Source organism: Lutibacter sp. B1, from assembly GCF_012524075.1.
Classification (GTDB): domain Bacteria; phylum Bacteroidota; class Bacteroidia; order Flavobacteriales; family Flavobacteriaceae; genus Lutibacter.
In genome coordinates this window covers 241,841-259,076 of record NZ_JAAZUI010000001.1, presented here as the reverse complement: position 1 = coordinate 259,076, position 17,236 = coordinate 241,841, and the positions used below count along the sequence as shown (strand labels likewise).

General features: G+C 29.2%; 13 protein-coding genes. 4 read left to right on the top strand and 9 right to left on the bottom strand.

Features of this window, described 5'->3' with window-relative positions; all coding sequences use genetic code 11:
- The first annotated feature begins 11 nt into the window (after positions 1-11).
- Positions 12-1,370, top strand: a complete 1,359-nt coding sequence (hemN, locus tag HGB55_RS01140) for an oxygen-independent coproporphyrinogen III oxidase (RefSeq protein WP_168813813.1) — start codon at positions 12-14, stop codon at positions 1,368-1,370.
- A 53-nt stretch (positions 1,371-1,423) separates the two neighbouring features.
- Here the strand turns inward: hemN and HGB55_RS01135 are convergent, their stop codons facing one another.
- The 7 genes from HGB55_RS01135 to HGB55_RS01105 form a co-directional block, all read right to left on the bottom strand.
- A complete protein-coding gene (locus tag HGB55_RS01135) occupies positions 1,424-1,822 on the bottom strand; it encodes a c-type cytochrome (RefSeq protein WP_168813811.1) in 399 nt (132 codons plus the stop codon).
- An 83-nt stretch (positions 1,823-1,905) separates the two neighbouring features.
- Positions 1,906-2,835: a hypothetical protein gene (locus HGB55_RS01130; RefSeq protein WP_168813809.1), complete on the bottom strand. Its 930-nt coding sequence runs from the start codon at positions 2,833-2,835 to the stop codon at positions 1,906-1,908.
- Between the two features lie 20 nt (positions 2,836-2,855).
- Entirely contained in the window at positions 2,856-4,202 is a 1,347-nt protein-coding gene (gene nrfD / locus HGB55_RS01125; RefSeq protein ID WP_168813807.1) for an NrfD/PsrC family molybdoenzyme membrane anchor subunit, read from the bottom strand.
- An 18-nt stretch (positions 4,203-4,220) separates the two neighbouring features.
- Positions 4,221-5,204, bottom strand: a complete 984-nt coding sequence (locus HGB55_RS15630) for a 4Fe-4S dicluster domain-containing protein (RefSeq protein WP_168813805.1) — start codon at positions 5,202-5,204, stop codon at positions 4,221-4,223.
- Positions 5,205-5,321: 117 nt separating this feature from the next.
- Positions 5,322-6,173, bottom strand: coding sequence for a DUF5777 family beta-barrel protein (locus tag HGB55_RS01115; RefSeq protein WP_168813803.1), 852 nt, complete (start codon positions 6,171-6,173; stop codon positions 5,322-5,324).
- Between the two features lie 17 nt (positions 6,174-6,190).
- Entirely contained in the window at positions 6,191-6,562 is a 372-nt protein-coding gene (locus tag HGB55_RS01110; RefSeq protein WP_168813801.1) for a hypothetical protein, read from the bottom strand.
- A 148-nt stretch (positions 6,563-6,710) separates the two neighbouring features.
- Positions 6,711-7,769 (bottom strand): hypothetical protein, encoded by a 1,059-nt coding sequence (locus HGB55_RS01105; RefSeq protein ID WP_168813799.1) that lies wholly within the window; start codon positions 7,767-7,769, stop codon positions 6,711-6,713.
- 440 nt (positions 7,770-8,209) lie between these two features.
- On the opposite strand from HGB55_RS01105, the gene HGB55_RS01100 reads away from it, so the two are divergent.
- A complete protein-coding gene (locus HGB55_RS01100; RefSeq protein ID WP_168813797.1) occupies positions 8,210-9,535 on the top strand; it encodes a dihydrolipoamide acetyltransferase family protein in 1,326 nt (441 codons plus the stop codon).
- Positions 9,536-9,611: 76 nt separating this feature from the next.
- Here HGB55_RS01100 and HGB55_RS01095 read toward each other — a convergent pair whose 3' ends face one another.
- Both HGB55_RS01095 and tsaD read right to left on the bottom strand, forming a co-directional pair.
- The gene (locus HGB55_RS01095) at positions 9,612-10,721 is read right to left on the bottom strand and encodes a hypothetical protein (RefSeq protein ID WP_168813795.1); all 1,110 of its coding nucleotides are present in this window, start codon (positions 10,719-10,721) and stop codon (positions 9,612-9,614) included.
- Positions 10,722-10,741: 20 nt separating this feature from the next.
- Entirely contained in the window at positions 10,742-11,776 is a 1,035-nt protein-coding gene (gene tsaD / locus HGB55_RS01090; protein WP_168813793.1) for a tRNA (adenosine(37)-N6)-threonylcarbamoyltransferase complex transferase subunit TsaD, read from the bottom strand.
- Between the two features lie 114 nt (positions 11,777-11,890).
- Here tsaD and HGB55_RS15640 point away from each other — a divergent pair, with 114 nt between their 5' ends.
- On the top strand, positions 11,891-16,306 hold the full coding sequence (locus HGB55_RS15640) for a translocation/assembly module TamB domain-containing protein (RefSeq protein WP_168813791.1): 4,416 nt from the start codon (positions 11,891-11,893) through the stop codon (positions 16,304-16,306).
- A complete protein-coding gene (locus tag HGB55_RS01080) occupies positions 16,299-17,204 on the top strand; it encodes a sugar phosphate nucleotidyltransferase (protein ID WP_168813790.1) in 906 nt (301 codons plus the stop codon). Before HGB55_RS15640 ends, HGB55_RS01080 begins: the two co-directional genes overlap by 8 nt.
- Positions 17,205-17,236 lie beyond the last annotated feature (32 nt).

Genomic DNA, 17,236 nt, shown 5'->3' with positions numbered 1-17,236 from the left:
TAACTGAAAAAATGAAAAATCTAATTCAAAAATATAATATACCCGGTCCTAGATATACAAGTTATCCAACTGTGCCTTTTTGGGATAAAAAGGGTATTGACCTTAATGATTGGAAAAGAACTGTAGTAAAGTCCTTTGATGAAAGCAATGATATTGAAGGGATAAGTTTATATATTCATTTACCATTTTGTGAGAGTTTGTGTACGTTTTGTGCATGTCATAAAAAAATTACGAAGCGGCATGAAGTTGAACAACCATATATAGATACAGTTTTAAAAGAATGGGATTTGTATTGTGATATGTTTGATTCTCGACCAAAAATAAGAGAGATTCATTTGGGTGGAGGTACGCCAACTTTTTTTTCTTCTGAAAATTTAAAAAAATTAATTAACGGTATTTTTAAAAGAGCTGATAAGTTTAAGGTTTTTGATTTTAGTTATGAAGGTCATCCAAATCACACTTCAGAAGAACAATTACAAACATTGTATGATTTAGGTTCACGTAGAAATAGTTTTGGTATTCAAGATTATGATCCTATTGTTCAAAAAGCAATTCATAGAGTTCAAAGCTTTGAACAAGTGAAAAGAGTGCACGATTTATCAAGAAAAATAGGATACGAATCTATTAGTCACGATTTAATTTTTGGTTTACCTTTTCAAACGGAAGAAAGTATTAGAAATACCATAAAAAATACCATTGCTTTAAAACCTGATAGAATTGCATATTACAGTTATGCGCATGTGCCTTGGATAAAAGGAGTTGGGCAACGAGGTTTTGATGATAATGATTTACCAAAAGATACTGAAAAACGCCATTTATACGAATTAGGAAAGCAATTGTTTTTTGATAGTGGTTATGTTGAGATAGGAATGGATCATTTTGCGTTACCTTCAGATTCACTTCATAAGGCGATGAAAAACAAAAAGTTACATCGTAATTTTATGGGGTATACTGCCGGTAAAACCGAATTAATGATTGGTTTGGGAATGTCTTCTATTAGTGACTCATGGTATGCATTTGCTCAAAATGAAAAAGATGTTGATGATTATACTGAAAAAGTTAATAAAGGAATTTTACCAATTTTTAGAGGTCATTTACTAACTGAAACTGATCTAATTATTAGAAAGCATATATTAAACTTAATGTGTAATTTGGAAACCGAATGGAATGTTGGTTTAAATAATCAAATTAAAAATGAAATTATAGAAAGATTACAAGAGATAATTGATGATGGTTTAATTGAAATTACCGAAAATAAAGTAACTATAAAAGAAGAAGGGCGCATGTTTGTACGAAATATTTGTATGGCATTTGATTTACGGTTGATAGAAAATAAACCCGAAACTCGAATATTTTCAATGACAATATAAAAAAAAAGCCGAATTTTTAAATTCGGCTTTTTTTTACTAATTATATTTTATAATTATTCTGCTAATGTTCTAAGGTGATGAATTACAAGCCACATATCTTCTTCAGTCATTTTCTTTTCATAGTTAGGCATATCATCTTTACCAAAGTAGCTTTTGTAGAATAAAGCTCCATCTGATTGAGATTGGAATTCTTTAGAAGAAAAATCTCCTAAATTTCCGTCTACTTCTTCAGCTTTTGGGCCATCTCCTAAACCTTCTTTACCATGACAAGATTTACAATGTTTAGCGTATAACGATTTTCCTAAAGCTAAATTTTCTTTATCAGCTTCAGTAGGGTTTTTCATTTTTTGGTATTTAGCAGGTACAGGCCATTCATCTTGTTGAATTTTATCAAAAGCTAAAAGACCAATGCTAATTACCCCGATGAACATTAAAAATTTAAGTGTTTTCATTTTTATAAGTTTATTTGTTTGTTATTAATTTATTTATCAAATATGATACCATAAGTTTATTTTTATGGTAGTTCGTAATATTTTTATTTATCTATTTTTAGTTCAAGTTCAACTTCTTCTAATTCTTCATCTTCATCTTGTCCTTCTTTTTTAATTTTAATTAAATTTATAATTGTATATAAAAAATTAGCCCATACTCCAACTAATAAAATGGTTAATACAACATACATCCAAATTGGAGCAGCTTCAGACCATAAAGTATTACTTTCTTCTACTGTAATTTTATTAAAAGTACCCCAATTTACAGTTTTCTTTTGAGTTATATTTCCAAAATCATCATTATCTTCAATCATAGCAATAACGGTAATATTACCATTTGCATCACCTGGAATTTCTTTGTTTAACTCAAATTCATATTCGCCATCACTAATTGATCCTTCTTCAATTTTCATTTTAGAAAGCATACTTTCTATATAAAAATTTATATCGGCTTCTTCTAAAGGAACTTCAACGCCTAAACTATCAATAGTAAAAGCTTTTACACTAACAGTTTTAACGCTGTCAATTTCTGCTAAATTTAATACTAAATTAAGATTTTTAATAATAATTTCATCTTCTTCCTCATCTAATGCTTCAGTTGCTTCAAATCGAGCTGTTAAATTTATATTTCCATCTGCATCAGTCAAATATTTTTGACTTTCAGGGACTATTACTTTTGCAATACCTTCTTTTGAAGTTTTTGCGGTACCCAAAAGTACTTCTTCATCATTTAAAATATTAAAAAATTTAATTTCAGCATCATAAACTGGAACTTTATCTTTTCTGTCTTTTTTATTCTTAGCTATAAAACTTACTTCTAATAAACGAGAATTATCAGATTGTTTAAAAGAATTAAATTTAAACATCATTTTATAGTTGCTAATATCATTTTCTTGTGCTGTACTATTATTACTGAATAAAAATGCTATAATTATTGAAGTAATAAAAGTGTATTTATATAAGTTACTTTTCATAATTTCAAATTAATTTGTTGTTATTCAGTTAAATTTTTGTTCAGATTTTCATCTTTTTCTAATTCATCTCTTTCATTATCAATAATTCCAGATATCGGTATGATAGGAACAAATTTAATTATGAGTAAAAAGAATAGGAAAAATGCTGCAACACCGGTTAAACTCAAAGCCCACTCAACCCACGTAGCCGAGTAATAAATATATTCTGGTCTTGTATCTTGAATAGGTAAATATGGAGTTTCTAAAGTTGGAACCACAATTAAATAGCGGTTTAACCATAAACCTAATACTGCAACAACACTGGCAAATGTAATGGCTTTAATTGTTCTGAATTTTTTTACAAATAAAATTACCAATGGCACAATTACACCAATATAATTAGCAAAAATAAATTGCCAAAAATAACGAGTAAATAATGTGTTTAATAAATCTGTATCGTGTATTTTATGACTAAACCATTTTGAAAAATATTCACTAAATGTAAAGTAAGCGTATAGTAATGCAATTACTAATAAAACTAAACCTGCCCAAGTAAAATGAGATTGAACTAAATATTTTTCTAATTTAAAATACTTTCTAATTAAGTACATTGCAATTATAATAACACCTACACCCGAATATAAGCCTGCAATAATAAAATAAGGAGCAAAAATGGTACTATTCCAGCCGGGTTGTAGGGTTAAACTAAAAATCCATGCTAAAACTGTGTATGCTACAATTGCTAATGCTATAACCATTGTAGACATTGTTTTGGTTATTTTATGAAGCCTTTCTCTTTGTGTTGGTGTATCCTGATAATTCATTGCTAAAAACTTATACAGTTTTTTTCTCCAATTTGGAACTTTTAAGTTATCGTTGTCTCTTAAAATTGCCAAATCCGGAATAAATGTTAAGTATAAATAAATGAAGCACCCAAAAAGATCGGTAATAATTGCAATTATATCCCAAGTAATTGGTGATTGAATTCGTGGATAAAGAAATAAATAATGCAATCTATCCAATCTTCCAATACATAATAAAATAAAAACAGGTCCTATTACAATTGATAGCACTGTTATAATTTCAATAATTCTTGAGACTGAATTTTTTAAAGGTGTTTTTAAGAAGTGTAAGATACCCGAAATAAAAGCTCCGGAATAACTTATACATACAAAAAATATAAAATTTATAATATAAACTCCCCAAACTACATTATCTCTCATTCCTGTAACTTCATGCCCTTTAATTACTTGAAGAATAAAAGCATACAAGCCTACTAATATTATTGCTATTAAAAAGCCAATCCATATTTTAGATACTAAACTGGTTTTTTCTAGCATTGGAGAAAATTCTTTAACTAATTCTCTTTTTCTGTTATTTAAATTCATAATTAAGAGTTATTTAAGTTAAATTTTACCTTGTTTTTTTAGTTCTTGAACATAAGGAACGTTTTTATAACGTTCGTTAATTTCTTCGTCATCACCAAAACCACGTTCTAACGGGAACTGTCTGTTTGTTGCAGGCAAATAATAAACATTAGGTTTAGTTCCTAAATGCTCTAAGTGTCTGTAACCACCACGGTCGTTTATTAATTGAGAGAAGCGAACGGTTTCTTCGCCGTTAGTAACTATATCCTCATTTTTATCACCAAAATAAATAACTCCCATTGGGCAAGATTTAGCACAATGTGGTAATTCTCCTTGACGTAATAAATCAGGGCAAAAATCACATTTCATAACAGTACCTTCAGCAGCCGGTACACTGGTTTCAGGTGAATAAGGCTGTGATTTATCATCAAACTTATCTTTATGCCCCCAATTAAATTGACGAGCAGAGTATGGACAACTTGTAATACAGAATTTACATCCAATACAACGGTCATTATCAATTAAAACAATACCGTCATCACGTTTAAATGTTGCTCCGGTTGGGCATACTGTAACACAAGGCGGTTCATCACAATGGAAGCAAGGTTTAGGAAACCAATAAGGAGATCCTTCTTCGTTATTTTGAATGAGCTGAACTTTCATAAACTCTTCATGATGATCTAATTTATGAGCTTTTTGACAGCTTTCAACGCACTTTCTTGCGTTTTTACACTTGGCTAGATCAATAACCATAACAAATTTACGGTTTGGAATTCCTTTTCTAGATTCTTCAGGTGTAATAAGTGCTTCAGGATATTTATTTATATTATCAGCATCAACTTCAACCATTTTTCCATCAGGTGTCAATAATCTGATTTTTTCTCCGGATGTTTTACTTTCTTCATCAGTTGCAAGGTTTGATACTAAAGACGTTCCTGCTACGGCAGTTACACTGGATAAAAGCCCTAGTTTTAGAAATTTACGTCTGTCAGTTCCTCCTTTTTTATTTTCATTATTTTCCATAATAAAACTTGCTAAAAAAATTAATACTTAATAAAATTGAAACAGGTTAATCTCTAGTTTTAAAATAGGGGGCTGATTATTTTTTCCTTGCTAACCTGTTTCAAAGTTTTTTGTATTTTAGAAATTATAAATTCTTGTTATATTAAATCCAATCAAGAAATCTCCTTTAAAGAAATCGTACTCATTGTACATATAATTCTTTTGTGGTACAAGACCATTATAGTTTGTAATCATAATTTGAAAAGCGTGTGCAGAGGTTGCAAATTCAACTCCAAAACTAACTCCTGGTTTTGGTTGCTCTTTATCAAATTGAGTTAGCGGTTGGCTATAATCCATTAAAATTGAAGTTTGCGGACTTATTTTTACACGACCTCCAAATGAAATTGATACCATATCATTTTGCATAGTATCTTCAACTAAGTTATAGTGAGAAACACTAGGAGCAATTTGGAAAGATACATTTGGACTAAATCTTCTTGCAATAATTAATTGATTGAAATAAGAATATCTATCTTGTTTTTGACTGAAATTTTCTTTTTTACGTGCATCAATAGTAAAATTACCATAATAAGATACACTTATAGGCATACTACCGGATCTTGTTTGTCTTAAAAGTGCTACTTTCCAGTTAAAATCTTGTAAACGATTAAATTTTGTAGTTCCAAATCCTATTGTTAATCTTTCGTGAATTGCATAAGAAAGACCAATTCTAATATTTGAAGGAGCCCAAAAACCCGCCATATCATTTTCACCGCCGTTAATTAACCCAAATCTATGTTGCATTTGTACTTCTAAAGTATTTTTACTGAATAGAACATTGGTTGGATTGTCTATAATTGATGAACTTTCAAAAGCAGCCCTTTCAAGTTTTTCTTTAACCTTTTCTTTTTTTGTATCGTCATCTTCTTGAGCCGTCACTATAAATGGAAGTATCAAAAAAATAAAAAGTAGTGATATATATTTTTTCATGTTCAGTGTCTTAAAATTTAGTTATCTAGTGCGCCTTGGTCTATCCAAGCTTTAATTAATGCAATCTCATTTCCACTTAAAGTAAAACCTATATCATGATGTCCATTACCCGGTAAATAATTATATAAATCGCTACCTTCTGCATCACCTGCAGTTACATAGTTTGGTACAAGTTGGTTGTATGAATTGCCTTCTCTTAAATCTGGACTAATATTTGTGCCATGGCATCCGGTACATTTTGAAAAAATAGGCTGTATTTCGCTACTAAAAGAAATTGGTTGGTCATCAGGAATGTCAATAATTATTTCTTCCGAATAATCATCGTAATAGCATGAAAAACACAATAAACTTAAGCTGCTAACTAGAACTATTTGAAATAGTTTTTTCATTTGTTTGTTTTTTTATTATTGATTAACTTTTGTAATAATTTCAGTAGTTGAAATTTTAAGTTAACATCATTACTTATTTTGAAGCACCAATAGTTTTATACCTTCAGGATGTTAAATGATACACCCTGAAGGTAATTTTAATCTAATATTAGTTTTCTTCTAATGCTTCAATTGCATTTTTAATTAATGCAGTTGCATATTTTGGGTTATGTACACCATTACTTCCATCTTCTTCAACAGTTTTATAATTCCATAATGCCTGTGCGGTTTTAAAAGGAATCAATTCAGTTTGAACCAGTGTAGAACCATCTTCCGCTATTAAGCCAAGATCAAATAATTTATTATGTAAGGTTTCCATATTAGCAGCTAAGCCCGTAACTTCAGTTGGAACTGTAGTATGGCAAGTTTTACATGAATCGTAATTTGCTTTAAAAGTGTGCATACCAGTTTCTCCGTCTGTTGAAGAACTCATATGGCATGATGTACATGATGCACCTGTTCTGTGTGCTGAAGATCCAACTACTGGCATATCGGTTGATCCATTGGCAATAATTGCACCTTGAATTCCTTCTAGCATTGTAGATTGACCACCATAATGAGGGTAAAATCTTGAGTTATCTTGTAAATAAAGCCCATCATTATCAGCATCAATTGGAGCTTTTCCTCTTGGTTGGTGACATGTTACACAGTTGTTACTTGCATTACCATAATCAATTGTATAAGAAATATCAGATTCATCTAATACTACAGGACTAAAGTTTCTTAAAGCATAGTCATGACCATCATTTTCAAAATCAAAAGTGCTGTGTTTACTATGACAAGTAGTACAACTAATACCTGTTGGATTAGTAAGTGCAACAGCAGGTTTTCCTGAAACGTAGTTAATGTAACCTTCACTTGTATGACATTTTGTACAAGAACCAGAAACACCATTAGCGTAAGTTGCTAAATCCTGACCAGTGTACATAATAGTTTGATTTGCATGCCCAGATTTTAAGTATGATGCATCAATTGGAGTTCTGTGGCTCTCAGAGTGACACGCAACGCAACTAGCAGTTCCGTCAACTCCATCTACACCATCAACTCCATCTACACCATCAACCCCGGCTATTCCTTGTGGACCAGGTTCAGGATCACTTGTACATTGTATAAACATTAAACTTGACGCAATGATTATCAAGAAGCCTATAAATTTTAAATTTTTCATAATATTAGATATTTGTTTGTTTGTTTTGAATCTTAGATAAATTTAAGAACAACTAAATATTAAAAATATGATTTTAATCATAATTTTATTAATTTTAAAATACTGAAAATCAAAAGAATAGGTCTTATTTAGAATCATTAAAATTTATTTTAAAGATTTATTACGCTAACTTTGTTACATTGAAGTGTGATTTTTGTTACAAAGAATATGATTTTAAAATTTATTGGTATAATTGAAAACAGGAGCTGTTTTAATGATTTTAAAGAATAATTAATAAAAACATAAAGTTGTTTAATAAAATATAATTTGTTATTGGTTTAGAATAATATGATTATTAAAATGTTAAATGATTACGATTTGATAGAGTAAATAATAATTAAGAACAGTAAATTATAGGGCATATTTTTGTAAATTTGCGAATCTTAAAAAAATAATATAGAATGGCAAGATTTGAAGTAAAACTTCCTAAAATGGGAGAAAGTGTTGCAGAGGCAACAATTACATCTTGGTTAAAAAATATTGGAGATAGTGTAGAGCTGGATGAAGCTATTGTAGAAATAGCAACAGATAAAGTTGATTCTGAAGTGCCAAGTGAAGTTGAAGGTACACTAACAGAGATTTTATTTGATGTTAATGATGTTGTTAATGTGGGTGATATTATTGCAATAATTGATACATTGGAAGAGAGCTCGACTAAAAATGAAGACGATAGTCTATTTGTTGAAATACCAAAAGAAGCTATTGAAGTTGAGAAAGAAGTTGAACATGCTATTGAGACTTCAACAATTGATAAATTTTCAGAATCAGGAAAGTTCTTTTCACCTTTAGTAAGGAATATTGCTGTTACGGAAGGTGTAAGTATGGAAGAACTTGAAGCTATAGTAGGTACAGGTAAAGATAACCGAGTTACTAAGAATGACATTTTAGCATATATTGAGAGTGATCGAAAACTAGCTGATAAGGTAAAATATGTTGAAAAACCTCAAAAACTGTCAGAAAAAAGTATTGAAGTAAAAAAGCATATTGTACAAGCAGTTACACCAATTTCTGTTAATGGTGAAGATGAAATACTTGAAATGAGCCGTATGGGTAAATTAATTGCTCATCATATGGTAGAATCTGTTCAAACTTCAGCACATGTGCAATCTTTTATTGAAGTTGATGTAACAAATATTGTTAATTGGAGAAATAAAGTTAAAGACAAGTTTTTTGATAGAGAAGGCGAAAAAATTACATACACTCCAATTTTTATGCAAGCTGTTGCAAAGGCTATTAAAGCTTTTCCTATGATAAATATTTCTGTAGATGGAGATAAAATTATTAAGAAAAAGGCTATTAATTTAGGAATGGCAGCTGCATTAAACGATGGTAATTTAATTGTGCCTGTAATTAAAAATGCAGACAGGTTAAATTTAGTAGGCATAACAAGAGCTGTTAATGATTTGGCAAATAGAGCAAGAAAAGGACAATTAAAACCAGATGAAATTCAAGGAGGAACCTATACAGTTACTAATGTTGGAAGTTTTGGCAGTGTTTTTGGAACACCTATTATAAATCAGCCTCAAGTAGCAATTTTAGCGTTAGGTGCTGTTAGAAAAGTACCTGCTGTTATTGAAACTCCTGAAGGTGATTTTATAGGAATACGTCATAAAATGTTTATTTCACATTCGTACGATCATAGAGTAGTAAATGGTGCTTTAGGTGGTATGTTTATAAAAGCAGTTAAAGAAAGTTTAGAAGCTTGGGATGTGAATTCTGAATTTTAAAATTAAAATAAATAAGATAAAAAACCTTCAATTTAATTGAAGGTTTTTTTATATGATAAGAATTTTTGTGTTTAGGTTAAAATGAAATTTGCATATTTAAATCTACTGTTAAATCTTCTTTTTTAGTTTCATAAGAAACCCTTTCACCTGATAAAACCAAGCTGATACCATTATATAAAACATACTTTACACCCATAATTTCACGTTCAGTATCATTAGATTTATCTTCTTTAACTTCAAAATTATCATACCGTGCAAATACAGCAAAAGGTGAATTTTTAAATATATATTCACTAAAAATACTGAAACCATCATTTTTTAATGATTTTGATGGATTTGAAGGTTGTACATAATTACCTTCAAAATCTCCTTGGCCAAAATGGTATTGCCCTGTTAAATCAAAGTATTTACCAACATATCCTCCATGAAATAAGAATTGATTAAAGGTTGGAGAAAATTCTGTATTTCCTTTTCCAATATTAAATGCATGGTTAATTTGGATTTGAGGAATAGTGTTGGCAAATGGTCTAAAATTTAAAATACCTTCAAAAACCTTATTGGTATTTTCTTCAAAAGCGGCATAACCACCACCGTTATAGATCCCTATGGCAAAACTTGCATATTTACCTTTCATGGTTCCATTTACATTTTCTAAATAATCTTTGTCCATTTCAGGTCCAATATTACCGCCAAATAAAATACCAAACCCGGCAGAATTATATAGGTTATTTCTTTCAACTGCCATATTGCCTTGTACGCGGTATGGATTTACCTCTTGTTCATACGAAATCCATGGCCTGTGAACCATACCTACTTCAAAATAAGCACCCGTAATTTTACCCTTCCATTTAGGTTCAATTTTTAAGTACAAATATTTCATTCGGGTTTCAACATTTCCGGAATCTTCACCTTCTTTATCAATTGCAATATCTTGTGTATAACGAACCGAAAAAATATCATTAATATCTTTTTTCAAAGTAAAATAACTTCGTTTTACAATAAATTTATTTCCCCAATCTTCATCTCCATTTTTAGTATTGCTATTAGCCAAAAACCAATCGCCAGACATAGTTACGTTTTCAAACAGATTTATTTCCTCATTTACATTATTGTTTTGTGATTGTGTAATTGTTGTTGTTGTAATGATTAGTAGTAGTAGAACATTTTTAAAAGTGTTTTCTTTCATTTTTGGTATTAAAAAAAGAGTTAGTTTTCATTAACTTTTAGTCTAGCAGTAGCAGTATTGTTCTTTGTAGTAAAATCGTTTTCTAAATATTTTAAATAGCCTACAATAGCGATCATTGCAGCATTATCAGTAGTAAATTCAAATTTTGGTATATAGGTAGTCCAGCCAAATTTTTTTTCAAAAGACTTCAATTCTTTTCTAATTTCAGAATTGGCACTAACTCCTCCGGCAATAGCAATATGTTTGATACCTGTTTCTTTAGCGGCTTTTTTTAATTTGTTAAATAATATTTCAACTATAGTATGTTGAATTGAAGCACAAATATCATTCAGATTTTCATTAATAAAATTAGGATCTTCTTTTACTTTTTTCTGAATAAAATATAAAATAGCTGTTTTTAAACCGCTAAAGCTATAGTTAAAACCATCAACTTTTGGTTTTGAGAATTTAAAAGCTTTAGGGTTTCCTAATTTGGCATGTTTGTCTATTAAAGGACCTCCGGGATAAGGTAACCCTAAAATTTTTGCCGATTTATCGAATGCTTCACCAACAGCATCATCTAAGGTTTCACCAATTACTTCCATAGTAAAATAATCAGTAATTTTTACAATTTGAGTATGACCGCCACTAATTGTTAAACATAAAAAAGGGAAAGGAGGTTTTTGTTGGGTTTCATCATCAATAAAATGAGCTAAAACGTGTCCCTGCATATGGTTTACAGCTATTAAAGGTATGTCTAAAGCCAATGAAAGTGACTTGGCAAATGAGGTTCCAACTAATAATGATCCCATTAATCCGGGTCCACGTGTAAAAGCTATGGCATTTAAGTCTTTTTTGTCGATATTTGCCTGATGAATTGCCTGATGAATTACAGGAACAATATTTTGTTGATGAGCACGTGAAGCTAATTCGGGAACAACGCCACCATATTTGGCATGAATTTCTTGATTAGCAACAACATTTGAAAGTATTTTTCCGTTGCAAATAACAGCAGCACTTGTATCGTCACAAGATGATTCAATACCTAGTATATATATGGGTTTATTTTTAATCATTAATTAATAAATAAAGGCACGAAAATTGCCATAAAAAATGCAAATTTAGCGCTTATCGAACGAATTAAAAAAATAGTTGTCAGAATTTTACTTGTACTACTGATTTTATTAGCAGTGGTAAGTATTTTATTGTCAATTCCGGCGGTACAAACCAGCCTTGGAAGATCAGCTACCAACTATTTAAGAAAAGAATTTGATGTAGATATAAATGTAAAAAAAGTAGATTTATCAATTTTAGGAAACGTTCAACTTAAAGATATTTTAATTAATAATCACCATGCAGATACTTTGATTTATGTCAATAACTTAAAAACATCGGTTTTCAGTTATAAAAATTTAGTGAATAACAAATTGGAGTTTGGACAAATTTTGTTAGACAATTTTGTGTTAAATATGAAAACGTATAAGGGAGAAACCAATGATGCCTTATCAGTTTTTATAGATAAGTTTGATGATGGTACCAAATCTACAGAACCTTCAGGTTTTTTGTTAACATCAACTAAATTAAAATTAAAAAATGGTTATGTTGAAATTATTGATGAAAATCGCGAAAACGATACTCCTTTATTTTTTAAGAATATTACAGGTAATGCAAACGAATTTAAAATTGAAGGACCTAATGTATCGGCAAATATTGATAAACTTGGTTTTATTGAAAATCACAATGTGGAGGTAAAAAGTTTGTCTACTCAGTTTTTATATTCAAATACCAATATGAATTTTTTAAATACCGAGTTAAAAACAGATACTTCGTTAATTTTAGCCGATATTAAATTTTCATATAATAAAGAAGATTTGTCAGATTTTAATAATAAAGTGGCTATTGAAGCTGATATACACAAAGCAGATGTTTCATTAACAGATTTAACTAAATTTTATAATGAATTAGGTACAAATGATGTGCTTCATTTTACAACAAATATTACCGGTAATTTAAATAATTTTGAAGCTCAAAGTTTAGAATTAACCAGCGATAAACATTCAGTAATTATAGGAGATTTCAATTTTAAAAATATTTTTAATAAAGAAGACGGATTCTCACTTGATGGCGATTTAACAAATCTTACTTCCGATTATTACCAATTACAATCGTTGCTTCCAAATATTTTAGGAAATACGTTACCTACCATATTTGAAAAATTTGGAAGATTTACCTTAATGGGGCAAACTTATATAGACCAAAACCGGATAAATGCTAATTTAACAATGCATACTGATATTGGTTCGGCTATATCTGATTTGGAATTAACCAACATTGACAATATTGATGCAGCTTCGTATAAAGGCTATATTGAAGTAATAGATTTTGAATTAGGTGAAGTTTTAAATAATCCGTTAGTTGGTCAATTTTCTATTGAAGCCGATGTAAATGGAAAAGGTTTTACTTTAGAAGAAATAAACACTTCAATAAAAGGAAAAATATCTAAGGTTGAATATAAAGACTATTTATATAACAATATTACCGTTAACGGAGTTGTAAAAAACAAGAATTTTAATGGTGAAATGGAAGTTAATGATGATAATATTAAGCTGAATTTTAATGGTTTGGCCGATTTGTCTTCTGATATTTATAAGTTTGATTTTAAAACCAGAATTGATTATTGCGACTTAAATGCAATTAACATATTTAAAAGAGATAGTATTTCTAATTTAAAAGGAGATATTTATATCAATGTTAAAGGAAACTCTTTTGATGATTTAATTGGAACAGCCGATTTTAAAAACTCGTTATACACAAATCAAAAAGGTAATTATTTCTTTAAAGATTTTAATATAACCTCTTCTTTTCAAGATAGTATAAGAACCATAACTATCAATTCCTCAGAAATAATTGAAGGACGTGTAAAAGGAAAATTTAAATTTAACGAGTTGGGTAAATTAACTCAAAACTCAATAGGAAGTTTGTATTCCAATTATAAACCATTTCCGGTAACATCTGGTCAAACATTAGATTTTCGATTTAAAATTTATAATAAAATTGTAGAGATTTTTTATCCTGAAGTAACCTTATCTGCAAATACAACTATTAGAGGAAATATTAGTTCTAACGATGGTTTGTTTAGACTGAATATTAAATCACCTCAAGTAATTGCATATAAAAATATTATTGATGATTTAAATGTTCAAATTGACAATAAAAACCCATTATTTAATACACAACTTACTGTAAATAAAATAAATACAGAGTATTATGATGTATCTAAATTACAGTTAGTAAATATTACATTAAATGATACGTTATTTTTTAGAACCGAGTTTAAAGGCGGTATAAATGAAACTGAAGATTATAATTTATCCTTTTACCATACATTTAATAAAGAAAATAAATCGGTTTTTGGAGTTCAAAAATCAAATTTTACATTTAAAAACAATACATGGACTATCAATCCAACCAATAACTTAGAAAATAAATTAGTTGTTGACAGTAAAACGAATTCTTATGAATTCAGTCCTTTTAAAATAGAATCAAAAAATCAAAAAATTGAGTTCTTTGGAAAAATAAACGATACCGTTTCTAAAGACTTAAAGTTTAATTTTAAAGATGTAAAACTATCGAGTATTACTCCGGAAATTGATAGTTTAAAATTAAAAGGTTTATTAAACGGAACGTTAAATTACAATCAAATTCAAAATCAATTAAAACCAACAGCAAATTTAACAATAACAAGTTTTAATGTAAATAATTCATACCAAGGCAATTTAAAAATTGACATGGAAGGTAAAAATTCATTAAAAAATTATGGTATAAATATTTCATTAGAAAGAGATAATTATGTGAATTTTTCGGCGGTTGGAGATTTGGATTTTACACCAAAAGAACCAACTTTAGATGTTATGGTTGATTTTGAAGAATTTAAACTCGATGCTTTTAGTCCTTTAGGAGGTGAAGTTTTGAGTAAAATAAGAGGGTTTGCCTATGGAAATGTTCATGTAACAGGTTTGTTAAACAATCCGACTATGGAAGGAGATTTGTTCTTAGATCAGGCAGGTTTATATATTCCTTATTTAAATGTTGATTATGATTTTGACGGTACTAGTGTTATTAGTTTAAAAGATCAAAAATTCACTATTGAAGATGTTACTTTAAAAGATAAAGAGAAAAATACAAAAGGAAAACTAACAGGTAATATACAACATACTTTTTTTAAAGATTGGGAACTCGATTTAGATATAAGTACTAAAAATTTATTGGTTTTAAATACTGAAGAAGAAGAAAATTCGGCATATTATGGTACTGCATTTTTAGAAGGTAATGCCTTTATAAAAGGACCAACAGATAAGCTGGTTATTGATGTTGTTGGAAGTACTAAAAAAGGAACTTATTTTGTAATTCCAATTAGCGATGTTAAAACAGTAGAATCGTCGCAATTAATACGTTTTATAAATAAAAATAAAGAAGAAGAAAATGAAGAAATCAGAAGAGCATTTTTATCAGATAAGTTAAAAGGATTGTCTTTAAACTTCAATATTGAAGTAACAAAAGATGCTGTTGTAGAAATGGTTTTAGATAAAGCTACCGGAAGTTATTTAAGAGGAAGTGGAACAGGAAACTTGTTAATTGAATTAGATACAAAAGATAAGTTTGATATGTATGGAGATTTTATTGTAGATAATGGTATTTATAATTTTAAGTATGGAGGAATTATTAGTAAACCATTTACAGTAAAAAGAGGCGGAAGTATATCTTGGAGTGGAAACCCATTAACTGCTGATATTAATATTGAAGCAATTTATAGAGTAAATGCAAATCCAAAGTCTTTATTAGAAAATATTACAACAAGCCGTAAAATTCCGATAGATTTAATAACCCGTTTTTCAGGCGAATTATTTAACTCCAAACGTGAGTTTGATATTGAAATACCAAATTCCAGCTCAACAGTAGCTTCAGAGTTAGAATTTAAATTAAATAATAATGATACAAATAGTAAAACTATCCATTTTATGGCACTACTGGCTACTGGAAGTTTTTACAATGAAAGTGATTTTAGTGTGAATAGTAATGGATTGGTTTCAGGAACTTGGACTGAATTACTTTCAAATGCGTTTGATAATATTTTTAATCAAGGAGATAGTCGCTTTAAATTAAGACCTGTATATACTGTGGGTGAAAAAAATAGAGTTGATACTAGAAGTGTTGACGATCAATTAGCTATTGATGTAGATTATGAAGTTAATGATCGGATTTTAATAAACGGTAAATTTGGTATGCCAATTGGATCAAAAGAGCAGTCTAATGTAATTGGTGAAGTAAATGTAGAGTTTTTATTGAATGAAGAAGGCACACTACGGTCATCAATTTTTAATCGTCAAAATGAAATTCAATATACCGAAGAAGAAGAAGGATACACGCAAGGTGTGGGTTTATCATACCAAATCGACTTTAATACCGGAGGAGAATTATTAGAAAAATTAGGGTTGAAAAAGAAAAAACCATTAGATTCGCTTAAGAATACTATGCCAATTGATACAATTGAGAAAATAGATAAATTATATAAATTTAAAAACAAAAAAAGTAATACAAATGAGTAAGCCAACATTAGTAGTCTTAGCTGCAGGAATAGGTAGCCGTTATGGAGGACTTAAACAATTAGACACATTTTCAGAACAAGGAGATACAATTTTAGATTTTTCAATTTACGATGCAATAAGAGCCGGATTTGGAAAAGTAGTATTTATTATTAGAAAAAGTATTGAAGATGATTTTAAAGCTTTTTTCAATAAAAAATTGGAAGGAAAAATTGAGATCGAATATGTTTTTCAAGAATTAGATGATATACCTGAGCGATTTAAAGATAATGACCGACAAAAACCTTGGGGAACAGGGCATGCGCTGTTAATGGCTAAAAATGTTGTTAAAGAAAATTTTGCAGTTATAAATGCCGATGATTTTTACGGAAGAGAAGCTTTCGAAGTTATTGCTGAAGCATTAACTAAAATCGATAAAAATTCTAATAATTTTAATATGATGGGATATGTATTAAAAAATACAGTTTCATCTTACGGTTCTGTTTCAAGAGGTGAATGTAAAGTTGATGAAAAAGGATTTTTAACTGGAATTACTGAAAGAACACATGTTGAAAAATTTGATGGAGCTTTAAAATTTAAAGATGATAACGGTGAAATGGTACCAATTTCAGAAGAAACAATCGTTTCAATGAATTTCTTTGGTTTTACACCTAAATACTTTGAAATTTCCGAATCTTTATTTGAGCAATTTTTAGAAGAAAATTATAAAGAACCAAAAGCAGAATTTTTTATTCCGTTAGCTGTTAATCATGTTATAGTAAACAATATAGCTACTATGGAAGTTTTAAAATCTGATGCAAGTTGGTTTGGTGTTACTTATAAAGAAGATAAAGAGTATGTAACTTCTGAAATTCAAAAATTAAAAGATAAAGGAATTTACCCAAAAAATTTATGGGTGTAGTATATAAATAGATTCATTCGAAGAATTTTAAA

Excerpts from the sequence above, each read along its gene's own strand:
- nrfD (WP_168813807.1), bottom strand. The coding sequence starts at position 4,202 with ATGAATTTAAATAACAGAAAAAGAGAATTAGTTAAAGAATTTTCTCCA.
- HGB55_RS01135 (WP_168813811.1), bottom strand. The coding sequence starts at position 1,822 with ATGAAAACACTTAAATTTTTAATGTTCATCGGGGTAATTAGCATTGGT.
- HGB55_RS01095 (WP_168813795.1), bottom strand. The coding sequence starts at position 10,721 with ATGAAAGAAAACACTTTTAAAAATGTTCTACTACTACTAATCATTACA.
- HGB55_RS01105 (WP_168813799.1), bottom strand. The coding sequence starts at position 7,769 with ATGAAAAATTTAAAATTTATAGGCTTCTTGATAATCATTGCGTCAAGT.
- HGB55_RS01130 (WP_168813809.1), bottom strand. The coding sequence starts at position 2,835 with ATGAAAAGTAACTTATATAAATACACTTTTATTACTTCAATAATTATA.
- HGB55_RS15630 (WP_168813805.1), bottom strand. The coding sequence starts at position 5,204 with ATGGAAAATAATGAAAATAAAAAAGGAGGAACTGACAGACGTAAATTT.
- hemN (WP_168813813.1), top strand. The coding sequence starts at position 12 with ATGAAAAATCTAATTCAAAAATATAATATACCCGGTCCTAGATATACA.
- tsaD (WP_168813793.1), bottom strand. The coding sequence starts at position 11,776 with ATGATTAAAAATAAACCCATATATATACTAGGTATTGAATCATCTTGT.
- HGB55_RS01115 (WP_168813803.1), bottom strand. The coding sequence starts at position 6,173 with ATGAAAAAATATATATCACTACTTTTTATTTTTTTGATACTTCCATTT.
- HGB55_RS01100 (WP_168813797.1), top strand. The coding sequence starts at position 8,210 with ATGGCAAGATTTGAAGTAAAACTTCCTAAAATGGGAGAAAGTGTTGCA.
- HGB55_RS01080 (WP_168813790.1), top strand. The coding sequence starts at position 16,299 with ATGAGTAAGCCAACATTAGTAGTCTTAGCTGCAGGAATAGGTAGCCGT.
- HGB55_RS01110 (WP_168813801.1), bottom strand. The coding sequence starts at position 6,562 with ATGAAAAAACTATTTCAAATAGTTCTAGTTAGCAGCTTAAGTTTATTG.